16 protein-coding genes are annotated in these 19,879 nt (G+C 68.2%); 10 read left to right on the top strand and 6 right to left on the bottom strand.

Annotated elements, in window-relative coordinates; genetic code table 11:
- The first annotated feature begins 255 nt into the window (after nucleotides 1-255).
- Nucleotides 256-1,158, top strand: coding sequence for a sulfite exporter TauE/SafE family protein (locus CFB40_RS26035; protein WP_089432802.1), 903 nt, complete (start codon nucleotides 256-258; stop codon nucleotides 1,156-1,158).
- Between the two features lie 315 nt (nucleotides 1,159-1,473).
- Here CFB40_RS26035 and CFB40_RS26040 read toward each other — a convergent pair whose 3' ends face one another.
- Nucleotides 1,474-2,424, bottom strand: a complete 951-nt coding sequence (locus CFB40_RS26040) for a LysR substrate-binding domain-containing protein (protein WP_089432803.1) — start codon at nucleotides 2,422-2,424, stop codon at nucleotides 1,474-1,476.
- A 76-nt stretch (nucleotides 2,425-2,500) separates the two neighbouring features.
- Between CFB40_RS26040 and CFB40_RS26045 the strand changes: the two genes are divergently transcribed.
- The 3 genes from CFB40_RS26045 to CFB40_RS26055 all read left to right on the top strand — a co-directional run bounded on the left by CFB40_RS26045 (nucleotide 2,501) and on the right by CFB40_RS26055 (nucleotide 4,737).
- Nucleotides 2,501-3,859 (top strand): D-serine ammonia-lyase, encoded by a 1,359-nt coding sequence (locus tag CFB40_RS26045; protein WP_373452697.1) that lies wholly within the window; start codon nucleotides 2,501-2,503, stop codon nucleotides 3,857-3,859.
- A gap of 53 nt (nucleotides 3,860-3,912) precedes the next feature.
- Complete coding sequence (locus CFB40_RS26050; RefSeq protein WP_027791787.1) at nucleotides 3,913-4,167, top strand: hypothetical protein; 255 nt, start codon at nucleotides 3,913-3,915, stop codon at nucleotides 4,165-4,167.
- 270 nt (nucleotides 4,168-4,437) lie between these two features.
- Nucleotides 4,438-4,737, top strand: a complete 300-nt coding sequence (locus CFB40_RS26055) for a DUF4148 domain-containing protein (RefSeq protein ID WP_089432805.1) — start codon at nucleotides 4,438-4,440, stop codon at nucleotides 4,735-4,737.
- A 110-nt stretch (nucleotides 4,738-4,847) separates the two neighbouring features.
- Here the strand turns inward: CFB40_RS26055 and CFB40_RS26060 are convergent, their stop codons facing one another.
- The 3 genes from CFB40_RS26060 to CFB40_RS26070 form a co-directional block, all read right to left on the bottom strand.
- On the bottom strand, nucleotides 4,848-6,638 hold the full coding sequence (locus tag CFB40_RS26060) for a bifunctional diguanylate cyclase/phosphodiesterase (RefSeq protein WP_089432806.1): 1,791 nt from the start codon (nucleotides 6,636-6,638) through the stop codon (nucleotides 4,848-4,850).
- The gene (locus CFB40_RS26065) at nucleotides 6,635-7,768 is read right to left on the bottom strand and encodes an ABC transporter substrate-binding protein (protein ID WP_089427330.1); all 1,134 of its coding nucleotides are present in this window, start codon (nucleotides 7,766-7,768) and stop codon (nucleotides 6,635-6,637) included. The genes CFB40_RS26060 and CFB40_RS26065 overlap by 4 nt, the downstream gene beginning before the upstream one ends.
- Before the next feature lie 160 nt (nucleotides 7,769-7,928).
- Nucleotides 7,929-8,651, bottom strand: coding sequence for a FadR/GntR family transcriptional regulator (locus CFB40_RS26070; protein WP_089429080.1), 723 nt, complete (start codon nucleotides 8,649-8,651; stop codon nucleotides 7,929-7,931).
- Nucleotides 8,652-8,920: 269 nt separating this feature from the next.
- Here CFB40_RS26070 and uxuA point away from each other — a divergent pair, with 269 nt between their 5' ends.
- The 6 genes from uxuA (at nucleotide 8,921) to CFB40_RS26100 (ending at nucleotide 15,814) form a co-directional block, all read left to right on the top strand.
- Nucleotides 8,921-9,985: a mannonate dehydratase gene (uxuA, locus tag CFB40_RS26075; protein WP_179255087.1), complete on the top strand. Its 1,065-nt coding sequence runs from the start codon at nucleotides 8,921-8,923 to the stop codon at nucleotides 9,983-9,985.
- Nucleotides 9,986-10,056: 71 nt separating this feature from the next.
- Complete coding sequence (locus CFB40_RS26080; RefSeq protein WP_089427329.1) at nucleotides 10,057-11,367, top strand: MFS transporter; 1,311 nt, start codon at nucleotides 10,057-10,059, stop codon at nucleotides 11,365-11,367.
- A 129-nt stretch (nucleotides 11,368-11,496) separates the two neighbouring features.
- On the top strand, nucleotides 11,497-12,930 hold the full coding sequence (locus CFB40_RS26085) for an aminotransferase-like domain-containing protein (protein WP_089432807.1): 1,434 nt from the start codon (nucleotides 11,497-11,499) through the stop codon (nucleotides 12,928-12,930).
- A gap of 92 nt (nucleotides 12,931-13,022) precedes the next feature.
- Complete coding sequence (locus tag CFB40_RS26090; protein WP_089432808.1) at nucleotides 13,023-13,418, top strand: hypothetical protein; 396 nt, start codon at nucleotides 13,023-13,025, stop codon at nucleotides 13,416-13,418.
- 201 nt (nucleotides 13,419-13,619) lie between these two features.
- Entirely contained in the window at nucleotides 13,620-15,404 is a 1,785-nt protein-coding gene (locus CFB40_RS26095; protein WP_089432809.1) for a nitrite/sulfite reductase, read from the top strand.
- Complete coding sequence (locus CFB40_RS26100; protein WP_089432810.1) at nucleotides 15,401-15,814, top strand: DUF934 domain-containing protein; 414 nt, start codon at nucleotides 15,401-15,403, stop codon at nucleotides 15,812-15,814. Before CFB40_RS26095 ends, CFB40_RS26100 begins: the two co-directional genes overlap by 4 nt.
- Nucleotides 15,815-15,892: 78 nt before the next feature.
- Here CFB40_RS26100 and CFB40_RS26105 read toward each other — a convergent pair whose 3' ends face one another.
- Both CFB40_RS26105 and mprF read right to left on the bottom strand, forming a co-directional pair.
- Entirely contained in the window at nucleotides 15,893-17,173 is a 1,281-nt protein-coding gene (locus CFB40_RS26105; RefSeq protein WP_089432811.1) for a virulence factor family protein, read from the bottom strand.
- On the bottom strand, nucleotides 17,170-19,764 hold the full coding sequence (mprF, locus tag CFB40_RS26110; RefSeq protein ID WP_089427323.1) for a bifunctional lysylphosphatidylglycerol flippase/synthetase MprF: 2,595 nt from the start codon (nucleotides 19,762-19,764) through the stop codon (nucleotides 17,170-17,172). The genes CFB40_RS26105 and mprF overlap by 4 nt, the downstream gene beginning before the upstream one ends.
- Between the last annotated feature and the right edge of the window lie 115 nt (nucleotides 19,765-19,879).

The following is a 19,879-nucleotide window of genomic DNA, read 5'->3' on the forward strand; positions in this document are numbered from 1 at the left end:
AACCGCGGAAATGATCACGTCGACGCGCCCCGTGACGCGCCACAGTCCGTGCCGAATGTCCTTCGCGACGCTCAGGTAAGATGCACCCTCGAACCGCCCATCGATTGCCCGCGGCCCCGGCCGCACAACGGCGCGACGCCACGCGATCGACTTCCGGTTCAAGCCAATCCAGAACACACGCGTGCCAGACACACGCGACCGCCACGTGCGCCATCGACAGCGCTCGCTGCCGGATATGCCGCGACATGCCATTCCATGATGCATTTCAATCTGACTGAAGGGGTGCTGGTCTCCAGCCTGCAGGGGCTCAGCGCGTTCGAGCTGGCCGGCATCGCCATTGCGCTGCTGCTGGGCGGCATGGCCAAGGGGATCACGGGGATCGGCGTGCCGCTGATCGCGATGCCGATACTCAGCCAGTTCCTGCCGATCCGGCATGCGGTGCTGCTGTTGTCGATGCCGATCATCCTCGGCAACATCCCGCAGGCGCTGGAAGGCGGCCATCTGCTGGCAACGGCACGCAAGATCGCCGCGCCGATCGCGGGCACCGTGATCGGCAATATCGTCGGCGTGGCGATTCTGCTGTCGCTCAATCCGGGGCATGCGCAAGCGGCGTCCGGCGCACTGCTGATCGTGGCCGCGGCGCTGATGCTCGCCGCGCCGAAACTCAACCTGCCGGAAGCATGGCAGAAGCCCGTCGGCTTCGCACTCGGCTTCGGTGCGGCGCTGATGGAAAGCATCGCGTCGGTTCCCGGCCCGCTGCTCGCCACCTACCTGATTTCGTCCGGTGCAACCGGACGCGTCTTCACGAAGCAGATCGCGATCATCCTCGTGGTGTCGATCGTCACGCTGATCACGACGTTCAGCGGCGCCGCGCACGCGAGCGGCGCCGACCTCGCGATCTCGGCCGCAGCCAGCCTGCCGGCGATTGCCGGCATGTGGCTCGTTCGCCCGCTGCGGGACAAGATGTCGCCGAAGATCTTCCGGATGGTCGTGCTGCTGTTCGTGCTCGTCGCGGCATCGCAGATGATCTGGAAATCGGGTGTATTCCGGCACGGTGGATCGCACGTTACCCAGATGAACCACGCGCGCACGGGCAAGAACCAGGAGATGGCGCAAAGCCATCGATCGCGCATGCGTTCTGAAAGCTGCGAAGCGTAGTATTCGCGGACCCGGCGTATCGCCCCGCCCGACGGGTCGAACGATACGTCACCGATGTTGCTGCTCGCTCACTGATGCCCGCATCGGCGCGGCCACGCTTTCAGAGGCATGACATGGAAACCTACGTATTGCTCGGCTGCGGACTCGGCCTTGGCCTGTTGATCGCCGTCTGGGGCATCTGGCAACTCAAGTAACGCGTGCCCGCCCCGTCCACGCGCAAGCTATCCGTATGGAGACGAACGGGAAACTGTAGTTTGCATCCGCATTCGTCACCCGACTACTTCGCACTCCGATTCAGCTATCCGACAGCGTCGGCTACCCGCGTTTGCTTCCGTTCGAAAGCAAACGTGAACGCGCGGCATCGAAGCGCGTGCACTCGGCCTTGAGCCAGTCCGAAAACGCCTCGGTACGCGGATCGTCGGGATGGCGTGACAACAGCATGTAGCGCGCCGGCGCACGCACGTGCCTGCCGAAGACATCCACGAGCCGCCCGCTCGCGATCTCGTCATGCACGAGCGCGGCGCGCCCCATCGCGACACCCTGATGGTTCAGCGCGGCCGTGATCGCCAGGCTGGAGAAGTTGAACTGCGGGCCGTCAAGATCGGCCGCCCACGCCGGACGGACTGCCTCCAGCCACGTGCGCCACTCCACGAACTCGGGCGCGCCGCCCCACGGCGCGGCGTCGTGCAGCAGGACGACGCCGTCCAGCGACTCTCCACGGGCAAAGGCCGGATGCTGCGCCAGATACGCCGGTGTGGCGACCGGAAACAGGATTTCGTCGAGGATGGCCTCGGCATGCAGCCGATCGTATTGCACCGGGTCATAGCGCACCGCCACATCGATGTCGTCGGTCTCCATGGCCTGGCGATCCAGCACCTGAAACTCGGCCTTCACGCGAACCGGCACGTTCGGCTGCTGCCGGTGAAATTCGGACAGGCGCGGCATCAGCCACTGCAGCGCAAGCGACGGCAGGCAGCTGACCTGCAGCGGGGCATCCGACGTGCCAAGCGCCTGAAGCGTGCGGTTGATGTCGACGAACGCGCTCGACATCGTCCCGAGCAGGATTGCGCCCTTCTCGGTCAGCTTCAGTCCGCGCGCCTGGCGCACGAACAGCGGATAGCCGAGCCGGTCCTCCAGGTTCCGGATCTGCTGGCTCACGGCGCTTTGCGTCAGGTTGAACGCCTGTGCCGTCTTCGTGAAGCTCAGCAACCGGCCGGCGGTTTCAAAGCAGAGCAACGCACCCAGGGTCGAACCGTCGAGTCGCATAGGTATCAGTCAGGCTAATGGATCCATTAGAAATCGGCGCTTTCGCGCAGGCGTCCCGGATCGTAGCATTCCGGCCATCCCTCACGTTTATCCAGCGCAAGACCGATCCATGACCCTCACGCTCCTGCCCGACGATCTATTAGCTCAACTGCAATCCCGCCATCCGCTACTGTGGCTGAATCCCCATGCCGGCAGTCCGTTGCCGCACGACGCGCCGGGGCTCGGCGCCATTGCAATGGCCGAAGCGCGGCTGGCGCGCTGCGAACCGCTGGTGGCCGAGCTGTTTCCCGAACTCGCGGCAAGCGCGGGAAAAATCGAATCGCCGCTGATGCCGGCAGACGACCTGCCGCGCAGGCTGTCGCTCCCGGCAGGCGCACACGGCGCCTGGTTCATCAAGCGCGACGACGCGTTGCCGATCGCCGGTTCGATCAAGGCGCGCGGCGGCTTTCATGAAGTGCTCGCGCTCGCGGAGTCGATCGCGATCGAACACGGGTTGCTCGACCCCGCGGGCGACCGGCGGATCCTCGCATCGGCCGCCGCACGCGAACGGTTCGCCGCGCACACCGTCATCGTCGGCAGCACCGGCAATCTCGGCCTGAGCATCGGCGTGATGGCCGCCGCGCTGGGGTTCGAATCGGTCGTGCACATGTCGACCGACGCGAAACCGTGGAAGAAGGCGCGCCTGAGAAAGCGCGGCGTTCGCGTGATCGAACATGACGGCGACTATGCGCAAGCCGTCGCGGCCGGACGCGCGCAGGCACACGATCAGCCACGCAGCCACTTCGTCGACGACGAAGGCTCGCTGATGCTGTTCCTCGGCTACGCGGCCAGTGCCCGGCATCTCGCCGCGCAGCTCGCCGACGCGGGCCGCCGCGTGGACGCGACGCATCCGCTCTTCGTTCATATCCCGTGCGGGGTCGGCGGCGCACCGGGCGGCATCGCGTATGGCCTCAAGGCGCTGTTCGGCGAGCACGTGCATTGCTTCTTTGCCGAACCCGTCGCGTCGCCATGCATGCTGGTCCAGCTGGCCGCCGGCCCCGGGAAGCCCGTGTCCGTCTACGACGTGGGGCTCGACAACCGAACCGAGGCCGACGGCCTGGCCGTCGCGCAGGCATCGCACCTCGTCAGCCCGCTGATGGCGTCGCTGCTGTCCGGCGTGTTCACCGTCAGCGACGCGCAGCTCTACGCGCAGTTGCTCGCGGTTCAGCGCGCGACGGGCGTGGAACTCGAACCGTCGGCCGCCGCGGCCGTCAGTGGCCCCGGCTGGCTGACGGCGTCCCCGGCCGGCCGCGACTACGTGCATCGCCGCGCGATCGACCTGCGCCGGTCGACGCACGTCATCTGGGCGACGGGCGGCTCGCTCGTGCCGCCGGAAGAGCACCGACGCTTCCAGTCGCATGCGAAAGCGCTCGCCGGTGTCGCAACCAACACGTGACGCTTCGGGGCAAGCGTTCAGCCCCGCTCCCGAAGACGCGTTAGACTGTCCCGATGGAACAATGCCGTTATTGCCAGAGAATCCGCGATGAATGGGATTGCCACGGTGACGAATGCCGCCGGGCAATCGCCAAGGCGCTGCGCCGGCAGCGCGCGGGCCTGCCCATGGTGCCCGATCGCATCCGCAACGAACTGCCGTCCGGCGCGCCGACCCAGCAGGTGATCGCCGTGCTGTCGCGCCAGCGCCTGCGCGCGCGCCGCGGCAACGAGGAACGCCGGGAGCGCAAGGAAATCGACGACGACGTCTGATCCGCCAGCGTCACAGTGCGTCCCCCTCTCCGCCCGCGCCTTCGCCGCCGCGCGCCCGTCCGTGCGTGCGCGCGCATCCGCCGCCCGTTCCCTTGCAAATTCGGCAACGTCGATTAGGGACGGAAGGCATTTATCTCGAAATTATTGCCCCGGCTGCAACGATCTTTCGCCGAAACTCACGTTTACCCTAGGTCGACCGACGCCTACGATGTAATCAACCGCTTACGACATGGTGTCGAACGCGGAAAGCCAAAAACATCGGAGGTCATCATGAAATCGCTCGTTTCCGCAGTCGTTGCCGCTGCCGCCCTGTCCGCCTCGTTCGGCGCCTTCGCCCAAAGCACCGTGACCCGCGCTCAAGTGCGCAATGAACTGGTCCAACTCGAAAGCGCCGGCTACAAGCCGAGCCAGTCGAGCCCGTACTACCCGGCCGACATCCAGGCCGCGCAAGCCCGCGTGCAAGGTGCCGACAACAGCGGCTACGGTGCGCAACCGGCCGCGACCGTCCAGGGTGGCGCACCGGCCGTCAAGGCGCAAAACCCGCGCGACTCGGTCTACTTCGGCCACTAAGCAAGCCTGCCGCCGCGCGCCTTCGCGCGCAGTCCGCAAACGCCACGAGCCCGTCTTGCGACGGGCTCGTGGCGTTTGCAACGCGTGGATCAGCGACCGGCCGCAACCGGTCACCGGCCGCCGCCCGACGCGACCCGGCCGGCCGCTTCGTCCGTCCCGCTGCCGGCGCCGCTCCCGTTGCCGACCAGTTCCTGATAGCGCACGAACGCGCGCTGCGCGGACGCCTTCGCCGCGTACATCGCCGCATCGGCCTTGACGAGCAGTTCCTCGGCCGACGCACCGTCGGCCGGAAACTCGCTGACGCCGATACTCGCGCCCACGGCCACCCGCCGGTCGCCGAACTCCAGTTCCTCGTCCATCACGCGCTGGATGCGCGACGCGACGTCGCCGATCACCGCCGGTGAGCGCACGTCCGTGATCAGCACGATGAATTCGTCGCCGCCGAGCCGCGCGACCATGTCGCCGCCACGCAGCACGAGGCTCAGCCGCTTGGCGACCGCGACGAGCGTGCGGTCGCCGGCCGAGTGGCCGTGCTGGTCGTTGATCTGCTTGAAGCGGTCGAGGTCGACGAACATCACGGCCAGCCCTTCGTGCAGCGCGGCCGCACGCCGGATCGCGGCATCGAGATGCTCCATGAACAGCAGGCGATTCGGCAGTTCGGTCAGCGCATCGTGTCCGGCGAGGTGCGTGAGCTCCAGCTGCTTCGCGCGCAACATCGCGACCTGCGTGCGGATCTCGACGCGCATGCTGTCGAAACAGCGCGCGAGCACGCCGATCTCGTCGGCACGCCCGACCGGCAACTGCTCGGTGGCCGGATCGTCGAACACGTGCGTCGCGGCGCGCGCGAGCGTCTGCAGCGGCCGCGTGATCGCACGTGCGAACAGGATCGCGAGGATCACCGCCATCAAGCTCGACACCAGCACCATCCGGACGATCCGCTCGCCAAGCATGCCCGCTGGCGACAACACATCCGCCAGCGGGCGCCCCATCCCGAGCACGACGAAGCGGTTGCCCTCGTCGTGCCCGAACGGCGTGCGCACGAACGCGAACATCTGGCCCGGCGCCGCGGCGGGGTCGGCCAGGCCATTGAGGGTAACGTTTGCGCGCGCACTGTCGAACAGCGCACGCGTGACGGCGAAGCGGTCCTGCATCAGCACGCGCCGGCCGCGATCGAAGCCGAACGTCTGCGTCGGATCGGGATGCACGAGGAAATCGCCCCACTCGTTCGCGAGGTACACCGTGTAGTCTTCCGGCAGATCGCGCTCGAGCCGGTCGAACACGCGCGACAGCTCGACGTCGACGACGAGCGCCCCCACCGTCTGGCCCGACGCGTCGACGACCGGCGTGCCCACGCGCAGGATCGGCAGCCCTTCGGCCGCGTGCGCCCCCGTCTCGTGGTTGATCACGATCGGCGACAGGTAGATATGACCGGGCGCCGTGGCCAGCGTATCGAATACGTAGGAAAACTGTCCTTTCTCCTGCAACGCACTGTCCGGCAGGACGACGATGCCATGCGCATCGCGATCGACACGGATGCGTTCGAGGCCGAAATCCCCGCGCGCGATCAGGCGGACCTGCAGGTACTCCGGGTGATTTCTCATGAAGCTGTAGAACACCTGCTCGAGCCGCGCGCGTGGCGCGCCATCCCGGTTGTCGCCGCTCGAGACCCGTGCACACGACGGCAACTGTGCGAGCACGAGCGCATCGTCCGAGACGTCGGACAGCGCCGTGGTGAAGCGCTGCCCGAGCAGTTGCGTCGACATCAGCAGGCTGTGCTGCGCTTCCTGCACGAGCATCGTGCGGTTCGCGCGATACGCGTAATAGCCGGTCGTGCCGGACGCGATCACGCCGATGCAGGCGAACAGCACCGACAGTTTCGACGTGAGCCCGAGCCGGATCATTTTCCGAAACGCTCCGGCCGGTCGCCCGACACGATGCGGCTCCACAGCGATTCGCGCCGCGCGATGTCCTCGACGGGCTGGAGCCAGACGAGATGCTGGTGCCCGGTGTCGAGTCCCGGCGGCGACGCGAGCGTGTTCGCGAGGCCCTGGCGTTCGGTCAGCAGCGCGCCGATCGCCGGTTCGAGCATGTAATTGATCCACGCGAACGCGAGCTCCGGATGTTGCGCGCCGCGCGTGACAGCCCAGCAGTCGAGCCACGCGAGCGCGCCTTCATCCGGGATCACGTAGCCGACGTCCGCGCCGGCCCGTCGCAGCAGTTCGACCTGTTGCGTGCCGTAGTTGCCGAACATCAGCGCCGCACGATGCTGGACGAACAACGCGGTCGCCTCTTCAGGAAGCGTGTAGTACGTCAGCAGGTTGCGGCGCAGGTCGATCAGCTTGTGCGCGACGGCGAGCGTCTGCGCGGGCGACAGGCGAAACGGATCGGGAAAGCCGAGTGCCAGCGCCGTGAACGAAAAATTGTGCTGCGCGCTGTTGAAGTCGAGCACCTTGCCGCGATAGCGCGGATTCCACATCTCCCGCATCGAGCGCGGCGCGGCCGGCACCTGCTTGCGGTCGTAGATCAGCCCCATCGACGAATACGTGAACGGAATCGCATACGGGGCGCCCGCTTCAACGAGCCCGTCGATCGCCGCGAGTTGCTGGAAGTTCGGCAACTGCCGCCGCCGGTTCGGGATGCGCGGCAGGTCGATCGGCGCGAGCAGGCGTTCGTGCGCATAGCGCTGGATCTCGGCCGTATTCGCGGCCAGCACGTCGTACGGCGGTGGCGCCGCGCTGTGCATGCGCGTCCACAGTGCTTCGTCGGAGTCGACGAACGTGACTTCGACGCGGACGTGAAATTGCGCCTCGAACGCACTGACGACATCGTCGTCCGCATAGCCGGGCCATGCGAGCACACGCAGCACGTTGTCGTTGACGGTTTCGGGAGAGGCGGCGAACGCGGGGGGAAGCACGGAGGCCAGTAAGCCCGCCGTCAAAATGACAAGCAGCCGGCGCACGGCGAACCGTACGCATGTACGTCCGCCGATTCCCCTGATCAATTGGACCCCGTGTGAATCGCCCGGCTGCATTCGACTGTCCTTTTTTGAGTCGATGCGATATCCCGCAACAAGACCATAAAACCTACGGTCATGCAATCGGAAGAAGCCGTACAACGGGGCCGCGCGCGCCAAGCCTCACCGCCGTATGACGGTAACGTTACGCCGGCCTGTTCCTCTGACGGAACGCGCGTCAGCGCCACGCCTGCGTGAATTCCGCGATCACGCGCGACAGGTGTGCACGCATCGCGTCGCGTGCCGCCGTTGCGTCGCGCGCCATGATCGCCGCGAAGATCCGCTGGTGATCTTCCTGCGACGCCTCGCGCAGCGCGGTCGAGTGAAAATGCTCCTCGATCTTGTCCCACAGCGGATCGCTGCGCGCGCAGTCCCACATCGCGGTGACCATGTGCAGCAGCACCGTGTTGCCGGTCGATTCCGCGATACGCAGGTGGAACTGGCGATCGGCCGCGTCGTACGCGACCTTGTCGTCCATCTGCTCGCGCATCGTCGTCAGCGAGAAGAACAGCCGGTCGAGATCCGCGTCCTTGCGTTCGGTCGCCGCGAGCGCCGCGACTTCCGCCTCGATCAGCCCGCGGGCGCGCAGCGTCTCGATCGGCCCCGGGCCGCGCGGCACCTCGAACGTCACCGGCCGCGCGGCGTCGGCCGCCGATACGTAGATGCCCGAACCGATCCGCACCTCGACGATCCCCTGCACCTCGAGCGCGATGATCGCCTCGCGCACCTGCGTGCGGCTCACGCCGAACTGGTCGGCCAGGCTGCGCTCGGACGGCAGCCGCGCGCCGGCCTCGAACGCACCGGCGGCCACCATCGCGTGAATCTGCCGCGCAAGGCCGATATAGGAGCGGTCCGCGGCATCGGTATCGCGGCTGGCGGGCAGGCTGGAAAGATCGGTCATCGAAAGGCTCGCAACAGGCTGGCCGGCGCCGTCGCGGCGCCGGATCGCCAAAATGGTACACCAATTTCGGGCCGCCTCCGATTCGGCGAGGTGGCCGGCGCGACGCATGCCTTTCCTGTGATGCGCTGACACCCGATTCCACCTCGACAACTGGTAAACCACTATCCCGCACAACTGGCATACCAATCATAATCCGCACACCGGAGACGGGGCCGGCACGCTGCCGCCCGTTCGTCCGATGCCACAACCGCCAGCCAGGAGCCGCGCCAGTGAAGATGTCTTTCCGTTGGTATGGCGAGTCCGATCCGGTCTCGCTGCAATACATCCGCCAGATCCCGGGCGTCACGCATATCGTGTCCGCGATCTACGACGAACCGGTGGGCGCAGTCTGGCCCGCGCACAAGATCGACGCGCTGAAGGCGACGATCGAGCGCGCCGGCCTGCAGTTCGAAGTCGTCGAGTCGGTGCCGGTTCATGAGGACGTCAAGCTCGGCAAGCCGGGCCGCGACCGCCTGATCGACCACTACCGTCAGACGATTCGCCATCTCGGCGCGGCCGGCGTGCGCGTGATCTGCTACAACTTCATGCCCGTGTTCGACTGGACGCGCACCGAGCTGTCGAAGACGCTCGACGACGGCTCGACCTGCCTCGCGTTCAGCACCGATGCGGTCGACCGGATCGATCCGGACGACGGCATCGCACTGCCGGGCTGGGATTCGAGCTACCGGCCCGAACAGTTGAAGGCGCTGCTCGCAGAGTATCGCGACGTCGACGAAGCCGCGCTGTGGGCGAACCTCGAATACTTCCTGAAGGCGATCATCCCCGTCGCCGAGGAAGCCGGCGTGAAGATGGCGATTCACCCCGACGATCCGCCGCGCCCGATCTTCGGGCTACCGCGCATCGTGAAGAACCGCGATGATCTCGCGCGGATCGTGCGCATCGTCGACACGCCCGCGAACGGGCTGACGCTGTGCTCGGGCTCGCTCGGTGCGGGCCCGCAGAACGATGTCGAGGCGCTCGTGCGCGAATTCGGCGCGATGGGCCGCATCCACTTCGCGCACATCCGCAACGTGAAGGTCGACGCGAACGGCGATTTCGAGGAAACCGCCCACCTGTCGAGCTGCGGCTCGCTCGACATCGCCGCGATCGTGAAGGCATACCACGACACCGGCTTCACCGGCTACGTGCGCCCCGATCACGGCCGCATGATCTGGGGCGAGACGGGCAAGCCCGGCTACGGCCTCTACGACCGCGCGCTCGGCGCGGTCTACCTGAACGGCCTGTGGGAAGCGCTCGCGAAGTTCGACCGCACGCCGTCGCACGCCACGCGATAACCCGCCCATCGAGGCCGCCGGCGCTGCGGATCGCCGGCGGCCCGTCACGACATTCCGCGCGGAGACACCGCATGCCACGCATCCGATGGGCCATGATCCTCATGTGCTTCCTCGCCAACGTCATCAACTTCATCGACCGCGCGAACCTCGCGATCGCGGCGCCCAGCATCCGCGCCGACCTCGGCCTCGACGCGGTCGGCATGGGGCTCGTGCTGAGCGCATTCTTCTGGACCTACGCGTTCCTGCAACTGCCGGCCGGCTGGTTCATCGACAAGGTCGGCGTGCGCGTGAGCCTCGCGCTCGCGGTCGGCTGGTGGTCGGTGTTCACCGTCGCGACGGGCGCCGCGCGCGGCCTCACGCAGCTCGTCGGCGTGCGGCTGATGCTCGGCGTCGGCGAAGCGGCCGCGATCCCGTCGTTCGCGAAGGTCGCGTTCAACTGGTTCCCGCGCAGCGAACGCGGGCTCGCGAGCAGCATCTTCGACAGCGGCTCGCGCGTCGGCTCCGCGCTGTCGCTGCCGCTCGTCGCGTGGCTGATCTCGATCGTCGGCTGGCGCGGGTCGTTCGTGATCACGGGCGGCATCGGCATCGTGTGGGCACTGGCGTGGTGGTTCGTCTATCGCGATCCGGAACGCTACCGTGCGATCGCGCCCGACGCCGTCGATGCGCTGCTCGCGCAGCGCGGCGCACCGACCGTTGCGGCCGCAACCGACGGCCCGAAGGTGTCGTGGCTCGACCTGTTCCGCTACCGCACCGTGTGGGGCATGATGATCGGGCTGTTCTGCCTGAACTTCGCGATCTACTTCTTCATCACGTGGTTCCCGAGCTACCTGCTGCAGTCGCGCGGCTTCTCGCTCGCGTCGCTCGGCACGTGGGGCATGCTGCCCGCGCTGCTCGCGATTCCCGGCGGCTGGCTCGGCGGCTATGTGTCGGACAGCCTGTTTCGCCGCGGCTGGAGCGCGACCGCCGCGCGCAAGACCTGCCTCGTGCTCGGCATGCTGCTGTCTTCGTCGATCGCGCTGTCGGCCTTCGTCGAGAACGTGTGGGCCTGCCTCGGGTTGTTCGCACTGGCGTATGCGAGCCTGTCGTTTGCAGGCGCCAACGTGTGGACGCTCGTCGGCGAAGTCGCGCCGACGCCCGCGCATGTCGCATCGCTCGGCGGCATCCAGAACTTCGCCGGCAATCTCGCGGGGATCTTCATCACGACGTTCACGGGCGTGATGCTGTCGATCACGAAGGGCTCGTTCGTCGTGCCGCTCGCGGTGGCCGGTGCGTTGTGCGTGGTCGGCGCGCTGTCGTACCTGTTCATCGTCGGCAAGGTCGAGCCGTTGCCGCCGTTGCGCGGCGCCCCGAACCGGCAGAACGTCGAGCCGAACGCGGCCTGACGCAGCCGGAAAGCGCGGCCGCCGCGCCTGCGCTTTCCTTTTCGGGCCGCGCATCGGACAATGAGCCGCGCCCGCCGGCGCGGCGCCACCCCGGCCCGCGCGTGGCGACGACGCGCGCCACCCTCGCCGATGAAACGCTACGAAACCCTCGCCCACACGATCGCCGACGACATCCGCACCGGCAACCTCGCCGTCGGCACGCGCCTGCCGTCGCTGCGGCAGATCATCGCGCAGCACGGCGTGAGCCAGTCGACGGTGTTTCGCGCGTACTACCTGCTCGAACAGTGGGGGCTGATCCGCGCGCGCGAACGCTCGGGCTACTACGTCGCGCCGGGCGCCACGCCGGCGGCAAACCCGGCCGCCAAACGCCAGGCAAGCCGCGCCGGCGTCACCCGCAAGGTCGACATCAGCAGCCTCGTGTTCTCCGTCCTCGACGCGGCGACGCAACCCGGCATCGTGCCGCTCGGCTCCGCGTTCCCGTCGCCGCAACTGTTTCCGCTGCCGCGTCTCGCGAAATCGCTCGCGCAGGCCACGCGGCTCGTCAGCCCGTGGAGCACGGTCGTCGACCTGCCGCCCGGCAACGAGGCGCTGCGCCAGCAGATCGCGCGGCGCTATCTCGCGACCGGCATCTCGCAGCCGATCGACGAGATCGTCGTCACGAACGGCGCGCTCGAAGCGCTGAACCTGTGCCTGATGGCCGTCACGCGGCCCGGCGACGTCGTGGCCGTCGAAGCGCCCGGTTTCTATGCGGCGCTGCAGGCGCTCGAGCGGCTCGACCTGCGTGCGGTCGAGATTCCCGTCGATCCGCGCATGGGCCTCGATCTCGACGCGCTCGCGAACGCGCTCGACCGGCACGACATCCGCGCGTGCTGGTTCATGACCAACTTCCAGAATCCGACCGGCGTCACGCTGTCCGCCGAGAAGAAGCGCGCGCTCGTCGCGTTGCTCGCCGCGCGCGACGTGCCGCTGATCGAGGACGACGTGTACGGCGAGCTGCACTTCGGCCCCGACTATCCGCTGCCCGCGCGCGCGTTCGACCGGCACGGCCTCGTGATGCATTGCAGTTCGTTCTCGAAGACGCTCGCGCCCGGCTACCGGATCGGCTGGGCCGCCGCCGGCCGGTTCGCGGAGAAGGTGCAGCGGCTCAAGCTGATGACGACGCTGTCGGCCAGCATCCCCGCGCAGGTCGGCATCGCGAACTATCTCGAGCACGGCGGCTACGACCGGCACCTGCGCAAGCTGCGCGGCGCGCTGCACACGCAGCTCGACCGGATGGACGACGCGCTGCGGCGCTGTCTGCCGGCCGGCGTCGAGTGGGTGCGGCCTGAAGGCGGCTATTTTCTGTGGCTCGCGTTTCCCGACGCGATCGACGCGATGGAGCTGCATCGCCAGGCCATCGCACGCGGAATCAGCTTCGCGCCGGGGCCGTTGTTTTCGGCCGCGCACGGCTTCGAGCGTTGCGTGCGCGTGAACTTCGGCCATCCGTGGAGCCGCGACATCGAGCGTGCGATCCGCGTACTCGGCGAGCTCGTCGCGCAGCCTTCCGTGCGCAAGGGCGGTTGAATCTCATCCCGTGCGCACCGCCTGCGTCACGGTGATGCGCGCAATCCGCACGCAGGTTACAGTGCTGATCCCGCCGCCCTTCATGATTGCCCATGAGTCAACTGCCCTACCTCGATCACGACGCGCTGTTGAAACTGACGGCTGAAGCCGCGCACGTCACGCAATCGTGCATCTGCACGAAAACGCCGCTTGCCGGCTGGACGACCCTGCCGCTGTCGCTGCAGGACGCGCAACTGACCGAAGTCGCCACGCTCGCGCCGCCCGGCGAGACGGAGCCGACCTACGCCGAATATCACCCGGGCGGCACGCACTACGCGTCGGACGACGCGCCGATCGCGCTGCGCCATTTCCCGTACAACCGCTGCACCGTCAACCGCTGCCGCTCGTGCGGCCGCCTGTTCCTGCGCTATCAGGAAGGCGGCGGCTACTTCATCGACCAGCGCATCCGCACGCTCGATCCGGCGCTCGTCGTCGACGCCGCCGTTTAAACGCCCGCCACGGGCATGCCCGCACGCATGCCCGGCCCGCGCCGGCGCCACGCCGGCCATCTGCTGCGCCCTTTTCGTCCCCATCTGCTGCTTGTCGCGCCGCACCGCGTTCCCTACGCTGTCTCCGGTTGCCTGACACCCGTCGCAACGTCTGTCCCGAGCCGCGCGCGCCGCGCCACGGCTCCTCTCGCGTATCACGTCATGTATCGATATACCGTTTTCGACCGGGCGCTCGTGCACAGCCGCGCCGCCCAGTTTCGCGACCAGCTCGAACGCTGGCAGCACGGCACGCTGAGCGAAGACGCATTCCGGCCGCTGCGCCTGCAGAACGGCTGGTACGTGCAGCGCCACGCACCGATGCTGCGCGTGGCCGTCCCGTACGGCGAACTGTCGAGCGCACAGCTGCGCGTGCTCGCGCGGATCGCGCGCGACTACGACGTGCCGGACGACGCCACCTACCGCGCCGCATCCGACGCGCAGGCCTTGCTCGGCACGCTGCGCCTGCCGACCCGCAGCGCGCACTTCACGACGCGCACCAACGTGCAGTTCAACTGGATTCCGCTCGACAAGGCCGCCGACGTGATGGACCTGCTCGCGACCGTCGACATGCACGGCATCCAGACGAGCGGCAACTGCATCCGCAATATCTCGTGCGACGAGCGCGCGGGTGTCGCGCCGGACGAGATCGCCGATCCGCGCCCGTTCGCCGAAGTGATGCGCCAGTGGACCACGCTGCACCCCGAATTCGCGTTCCTGCCGCGCAAGTTCAAGATCGCGATCACCGGCGCGACCGAAGACCGCGCCGCCACCGACTGGCACGACGTCGGGCTGAAGCTCGTGCGCAACGACGCGGGCGAACTCGGCTTTCGCGTGAGCGTCGGCGGCGGGATGGGCCGCACGCCGATGATCGCGACGCTGCTGCGCGCGTTCCTGCCATGGCAGCACGTGATGAACTACATCGAGGCGATCGTCCGCGTGTACAACCGCTACGGCCGGCGCGACAACAAGTACAAGGCGCGCATCAAGATCCTCGTGAAGACCGAGGGACAGCGCTACATCGACGACGTCGAGGAAGAGTTCCGCCAGATCGCCGATCACGACGGCGGGCTGCATACGATTCCACAGGTCGAGTTCGACCGCGTCGCCGCATCGTTCGTCCCGCCGCGGCTCAAGCCGCGCACGGTCAGCCTGCGCGACGCGAACCTGCGCCTGTCCGCCCAGGCGGCACGCCATCCGGCCTTCGCGCGCTGGCTAGCACGCAATGTGGCCGACCACCGCGATCCGGCGCTGCGCATCGTCACGCTGTCGTTCAAGCGCCGCCTGCAGGCACCGGGCGACGCGTCGCCGGACCAGCTCGACGCGCTCGCCGATCTCGCCGACCAGTTCTCGGCCGGCGAGGCGCGCGTCACGCACACGCAGAACGTCGTGCTGCCATGGGTGCATGTCGACGACCTGTTCCTGCTGTGGGAAAACGCGCGCGCGATCGGGCTCGCCAGCGCGAACGTCGGACTCCTGACGGACATGATCGCGTGCCCGGGCGGCGACTTCTGCGCGCTCGCGAATGCTCGCTCGATCCCGATCGCCGATGCGATCGCCGAACGCTTCCAGGATCTCGACATGCTGCACGACGTCGGCGACATCGACCTGCACATCAGCGGCTGCATCAACTCGTGCGGCCATCATCACAGCGGCCACCTCGGCATCCTCGGCGTCGACAAGGACGGCGCCGAGTGGTACCAGGTCACGCTCGGCGGCTCGGACGGCTCGGCCGCGAGTGGCCCCGCGCGGCCGGGCAAGGTGATCGGCCCGTCGTTTTCGGCGGACGAGATCGTCGATGTCGTCGATGCGATCGTCAACGCCTATCTCGACGCGCGCATCGACGACGACGGCCGCAGCGAGCGATTCATCGACACCGTCCGCCGCATCGGCACGGAACCCTTCAAGGCCGCCGCGAACGACGCGCGCCATCAGGTGGAGCAGGCATGACGCACGGAGAGAAGTCGACCACACGCATCCGGCTGCTGACACCGGCCGAACACGCCGGCGACACGCAGCAGCACGGCACGGCGACGCTGACGATCGGCAACGACGAGGAACTGCCGCCGCTCGCCGAACACATCGCGCGGGCCGCGCGCATCGACCTCGCGTTTCCGTCGTTCACCGATGGGCGTGCGTACAGCCAGGCGTACCTGCTGCGCAAGCGCTACGGCTTCACGGGCGATCTGCGCGCGACCGGCGAGGTGCTGGTCGACCAGTTGCTGTTGATGGAACGCACGGGGTTTTCGAGCGCGGTGCTCGGCGACGGCACGGACCTCGCGGCCGCGCGGCGTCAGCTCGACCGGTTCACCGGCTTCTATCAGCACGATGCGCGAACGGCAACGCCCGCCGCAAAATGAAACGGGCGGCCCGCAGGCCGCCCGTACGATGAACCGGAAGCTACCGGTCGGCGCCCGCCGCAAAGCGGGCGCCGGCGTTCAGCGTGCCGCGACCGGCTTGCCGAACGCGCCGAGGATCTTCTTCTCGAGCGCGATGTAGTCGCGGCCGAAGTGGTGATCGCCTTGCGTCTTGATCACGTCGGCGCCCGTGTTCGCGAGTGCCGGACACATCGTGTCCTTCTCTTCCGCGCCATAGAAGCACTGCACGAGCTGCGGCGGCACCTTCGCGATTTCCGGCGCAACCTTCAGCGCCTTGTCGCTTGCGGGCATGCCGAGCCAGCCCGTCACGCGGATCTGGAAATCGGCGGCCGGCGCGAAGCCGAGCAGCGACATCACGGCGACCTTGTCGCGCAGGTCGGCCGGCAGCCGGTTGTACGCGAACGGCATCACGTCGGCGCCGAACGAGTAGCCGACCAGCGCCACGCGGTTCGCATGCCAGCGCGCCATGTAGGTGCGCATCACGCGTGCGAGATCGCGGCTCACCTGTGCCGGCGGCTTCTCGCTCCAGAAATAGCGCAGGCTGTCGATGCCGACCACCGACACGCCGTCGCGCTGCAGCGCCTCGGCGATCGTCTTGTCGAGATCGCGCCAGCCGCCGTCACCCGAGATCACGATCGCGAGCTGGCCGTTGCCACCCTTGGCCGGCAGCTCGACGAGCGGCAGGTCCGACACGTCGAGTTCGTCGCCGCGGGTAGTGTCCAGCAGATGCGACGTGACGAGCGACACGAGCTTCGCGGAATCGCCCGTGGCCGCCGTGTCGACGAAGCCCGGCATCGCGCGGCGCACGATCGTCGGATCGGGCGGGCACGGCTTGAAGCGCGGATCGAGCTTGGCGGCCGGATCGACCGATACGACACCGGCGATCGTGTTCTCCGGCGCCATCGACAGGATCTGCTTCGCGATCGTGCCGCCCTGGCCGACGCCCGCGACGATCGGCGTGAAGTAGCGCGACGACTGTGCAAGGCGCTCGAGCTGGTGACTGACCGCTTCGGCGTCGCCGTCGAGGTGATGGCAGGTCTCCTGCTTCGCGGCGAGATTCATCGCATACCGCTCGGAATCGACGCCGACCGTCATCGCCCCGGCCTTCGCGAGCGCCTCGGCGGCCTGCTGGTCGGCCGCATTCCAGCCGGCCTCGCGCGAGAACAGCACGACGAAGCCGCGCAACGGCCCGCTGGGTTTGGTCACGGTCACGGGCCCGTAGCGGCCGCCCGATACGGTTTCGGCCTTCATTGCGGCTGGCTGGGTGGCGCACGCGGCGCCGGCCAGCATCATTCCCGCGCAGGCGGCTGCCGCCCGCGCGATTCCCTTCTTCAACATCATGAACGCCGACCTCCAGCCAGCAATGACAGATCCGCCAGCGTGACGAACACGCCGACCGTGCCCGAGGCCGCGAGGTAACGCGGCTCCCAGTGCGGTTCGAACTTGCTCTTGAATGCGCGCAAGCCGCGGAAGTTGTAGAAGCGGCCGCCGAAGCGCCAGACCATCAGGCCGATCCGGTGCAACGGCGACGGCATCTTCGCCGCCCCCATCCCCGAGAACGGCGCGATGCCCAGGCTCAGCTTGCGGAAACCCGCTTCCTTCAGATGCAGCGCGAGCTGCGTAAACAGGTACTCCATCGCGTACGGCGACGCGTCCGGCAGATGGCGCATCACGCCGACCGTCGCCTCGGTGTTGAGGTCGGTCGTCATGAACGTGACGAACGCGATCGGCTTGTCGGCCTGCCGCACGAGCATCACCGACTGCGTCGCCAGATAGCCGTCGTGGAACGCGGCGACCGAGAAGCTCTTCTCGCGCGCGTCGCGGCTGTCGAGCCAGCCGTCCGAGATGTCGCGCAGCGCCGGCAGCGCGGCCGGCACGTCGCTCGGCGCGATCACCTCGACCGTCAGCGCGTCCTTGTCGCCGCGGCGCAGCGCGTAGCGCAGGTGCGAGCGGTTCGAACCCTTCAGGTCGAACCGGTCGAGCGCGATATGCGCTTCCTCGCCGAGCTTCATCAGCGTGAGCCCCGCGTCGAGATACAGCGGCAGCGCGTTCGCGCGCACCTGGTAGAACGCCGCACGGCCGCTATGCGCGTGGGCGAGCGCGATGAACTTGCTGATCAGCGCCGGCCATTCCTCGCGCGGCCCGACCGGATCGTGCAGCGCGGCCCACGTGCGGCCGTTCTTCGCATACATCAGGAAAGCCCGGCGGGACTCCGAGAACAGGAACGACTTGTCGCCCATCAGCGCGAGGCCCGCATCGCTGCATTCCTGCGCGCGGATGATTCGTTCGGCATCCGACAGGTCCTGCTCCGCGGGCTTCACGAAACGGCCCGGCGCCGGGCGCAGCAGTTGCCACAGCGCGAACAGCGCGACGAACACGCCGGACGCAAGCGTCGCGCGCAGCGCCCGCGGCGCACGCGCGTCGAACGAGAAATGCGACCACAGCTCGCGCGTGTACGGCACGTCGCGGAACGCGAAGAACAGCACCCACACGGCCAGCATCAGCACCATTGCCACCGACACGAACCAGCTCACCGTGAAGCGCTCCGCCAGCAGCGACGAATGGCGGTTGAAGCGGCGACGGCTGACGAGCAGCAGCACCAGCAGCGTGCCGAGCACGCCGGCCTCGACGAACGCGAGGCCTTTCGCCAGCGACAGCGCGAGGCTGGCGAGCGTCAGCGCGAAGGTCATCCACCAGGCACCGTCGAGGCGGCGCAGCAGCCCGCGCGCGACGAACAGCAGCGCGACACCGAGCACGCTGCAGATCACCTGCGAGCCTTCGAGCACCCACAGCGGCACGAGGTGGCGCAGGATCGCGATCCGGTGCCAGAACGCGGGCGTCGCGCTCGAGATCACCAGCATCCCGCCGACCGCGAACGTCACGAGGCTCAGGAACACCGGTGCGAGCTGCGACACGCGCACGGCCTGCCGCGTCACGAGCCGGCGCCGCAGCGCGCGGCCCTCGAAACCGGCCAGCAGGCCGGCCGACAGCACGAGCGGCACGCCGAAATAGATCGCGCGATACGCGATCAGCGCGGCGACCATCGCGTGCGGCGGCACTTCGCGGCCCAGCGTGAAGACCATCGCGGCTTCGAACACGCCGATCCCGCCCGGCGTATGGCCGATCATCCCGAGCAACAACGCGGCGGCGTAAACGGTAATGAAGGTCGGGAAGCCGACCGGCGCGGCCGGCAGCAGCACCCACAGCGTCAGGCCCGCCGCGACGACGTCGAGTACCGCATAGACGACCTGCGCGACGAGATCGCGCCGTGCCGGCACGTCGAACGACAGCCACTTGAAGCGCGTGACGACCGGGCGCGCGGTGTGGCCGCACATCACGACCATCGCGGCCAGCACCACCAGCAGCGCCGCCCCGGTCCAGGTCAGCACGCCGGGCGCGACGTGCAGCATCGCGGCGAGCGCTTCCGGCATGCACACCATGCCGACTGCCGTCATCAACACCATCGCGAGCGCCAGCGTGCCGCTCGTGAACACCGTCATCCGGCCGATCTGCGCGGGCGTGACGCCCGACACGCCGTACACGCGTGCGCGCACCGCGCCGCCCGTCAGCGCGCCGAAGCCGGTCGCGTTACCGAGCGCGGACCCGGCGATCGCGCCGATCCACAGCGCGACGCGCGGCACCTTCGCGGCGACGTAGCGCAGGCCGACCGCGTCGCGGGCGACAAGCGCGAGATAGCTGAGGGCCGTCGCGGCCAGTGACGCGCCCCATTCGCCGACGGACATGTGACGCAGCTGGCGGATCACCGACCGGTAGTCGACGGATTCCGACAGGTGCTGGAAAACCACGATCAGCAGCAGGCCGATGCCGAGCGCGAGCAGCGGCGACAGCACGCGCTCGTTGCGGATCAGCGCCCGGGCACGGGCGATCACCGCCGCGGCACGACCAGGCGAACCAGAGTGGCGGGAAGACATAAGTTGTTCAGTGGTGGTGCATAGCGTGTCGCGGCGCGGGTTGGCCGGGCGGCGACGTATCTGTGGTTGTTCTGCGTGGGCGGCCGGCCGAAGACGGGCTCGGAGGCGCCTGGGT

The sequence above is a fragment of the Burkholderia sp. AU31652 genome (assembly GCF_002223155.1).
GTDB lineage: Bacteria > Pseudomonadota > Gammaproteobacteria > Burkholderiales > Burkholderiaceae > Burkholderia.

Excerpts from the sequence above, each read along its gene's own strand:
- CFB40_RS26050 (WP_027791787.1), top strand. The coding sequence starts at position 3,913 with ATGGAACAATGCCGTTATTGCCAGAGAATCCGCGATGAATGGGATTGC.
- CFB40_RS26090 (WP_089432808.1), top strand. The coding sequence starts at position 13,023 with ATGAGTCAACTGCCCTACCTCGATCACGACGCGCTGTTGAAACTGACG.
- CFB40_RS26040 (WP_089432803.1), bottom strand. The coding sequence starts at position 2,424 with ATGCGACTCGACGGTTCGACCCTGGGTGCGTTGCTCTGCTTTGAAACC.
- CFB40_RS26035 (WP_089432802.1), top strand. The coding sequence starts at position 256 with ATGATGCATTTCAATCTGACTGAAGGGGTGCTGGTCTCCAGCCTGCAG.
- CFB40_RS26100 (WP_089432810.1), top strand. The coding sequence starts at position 15,401 with ATGACGCACGGAGAGAAGTCGACCACACGCATCCGGCTGCTGACACCG.
- CFB40_RS26070 (WP_089429080.1), bottom strand. The coding sequence starts at position 8,651 with ATGACCGATCTTTCCAGCCTGCCCGCCAGCCGCGATACCGATGCCGCG.
- CFB40_RS26065 (WP_089427330.1), bottom strand. The coding sequence starts at position 7,768 with ATGCAGCCGGGCGATTCACACGGGGTCCAATTGATCAGGGGAATCGGC.
- CFB40_RS26060 (WP_089432806.1), bottom strand. The coding sequence starts at position 6,638 with ATGATCCGGCTCGGGCTCACGTCGAAACTGTCGGTGCTGTTCGCCTGC.
- CFB40_RS26105 (WP_089432811.1), bottom strand. The coding sequence starts at position 17,173 with ATGATGTTGAAGAAGGGAATCGCGCGGGCGGCAGCCGCCTGCGCGGGA.
- mprF (WP_089427323.1), bottom strand. The coding sequence starts at position 19,764 with ATGTCTTCCCGCCACTCTGGTTCGCCTGGTCGTGCCGCGGCGGTGATC.
- CFB40_RS26095 (WP_089432809.1), top strand. The coding sequence starts at position 13,620 with ATGTATCGATATACCGTTTTCGACCGGGCGCTCGTGCACAGCCGCGCC.
- CFB40_RS26085 (WP_089432807.1), top strand. The coding sequence starts at position 11,497 with ATGAAACGCTACGAAACCCTCGCCCACACGATCGCCGACGACATCCGC.
- CFB40_RS26080 (WP_089427329.1), top strand. The coding sequence starts at position 10,057 with ATGCCACGCATCCGATGGGCCATGATCCTCATGTGCTTCCTCGCCAAC.
- CFB40_RS26055 (WP_089432805.1), top strand. The coding sequence starts at position 4,438 with ATGAAATCGCTCGTTTCCGCAGTCGTTGCCGCTGCCGCCCTGTCCGCC.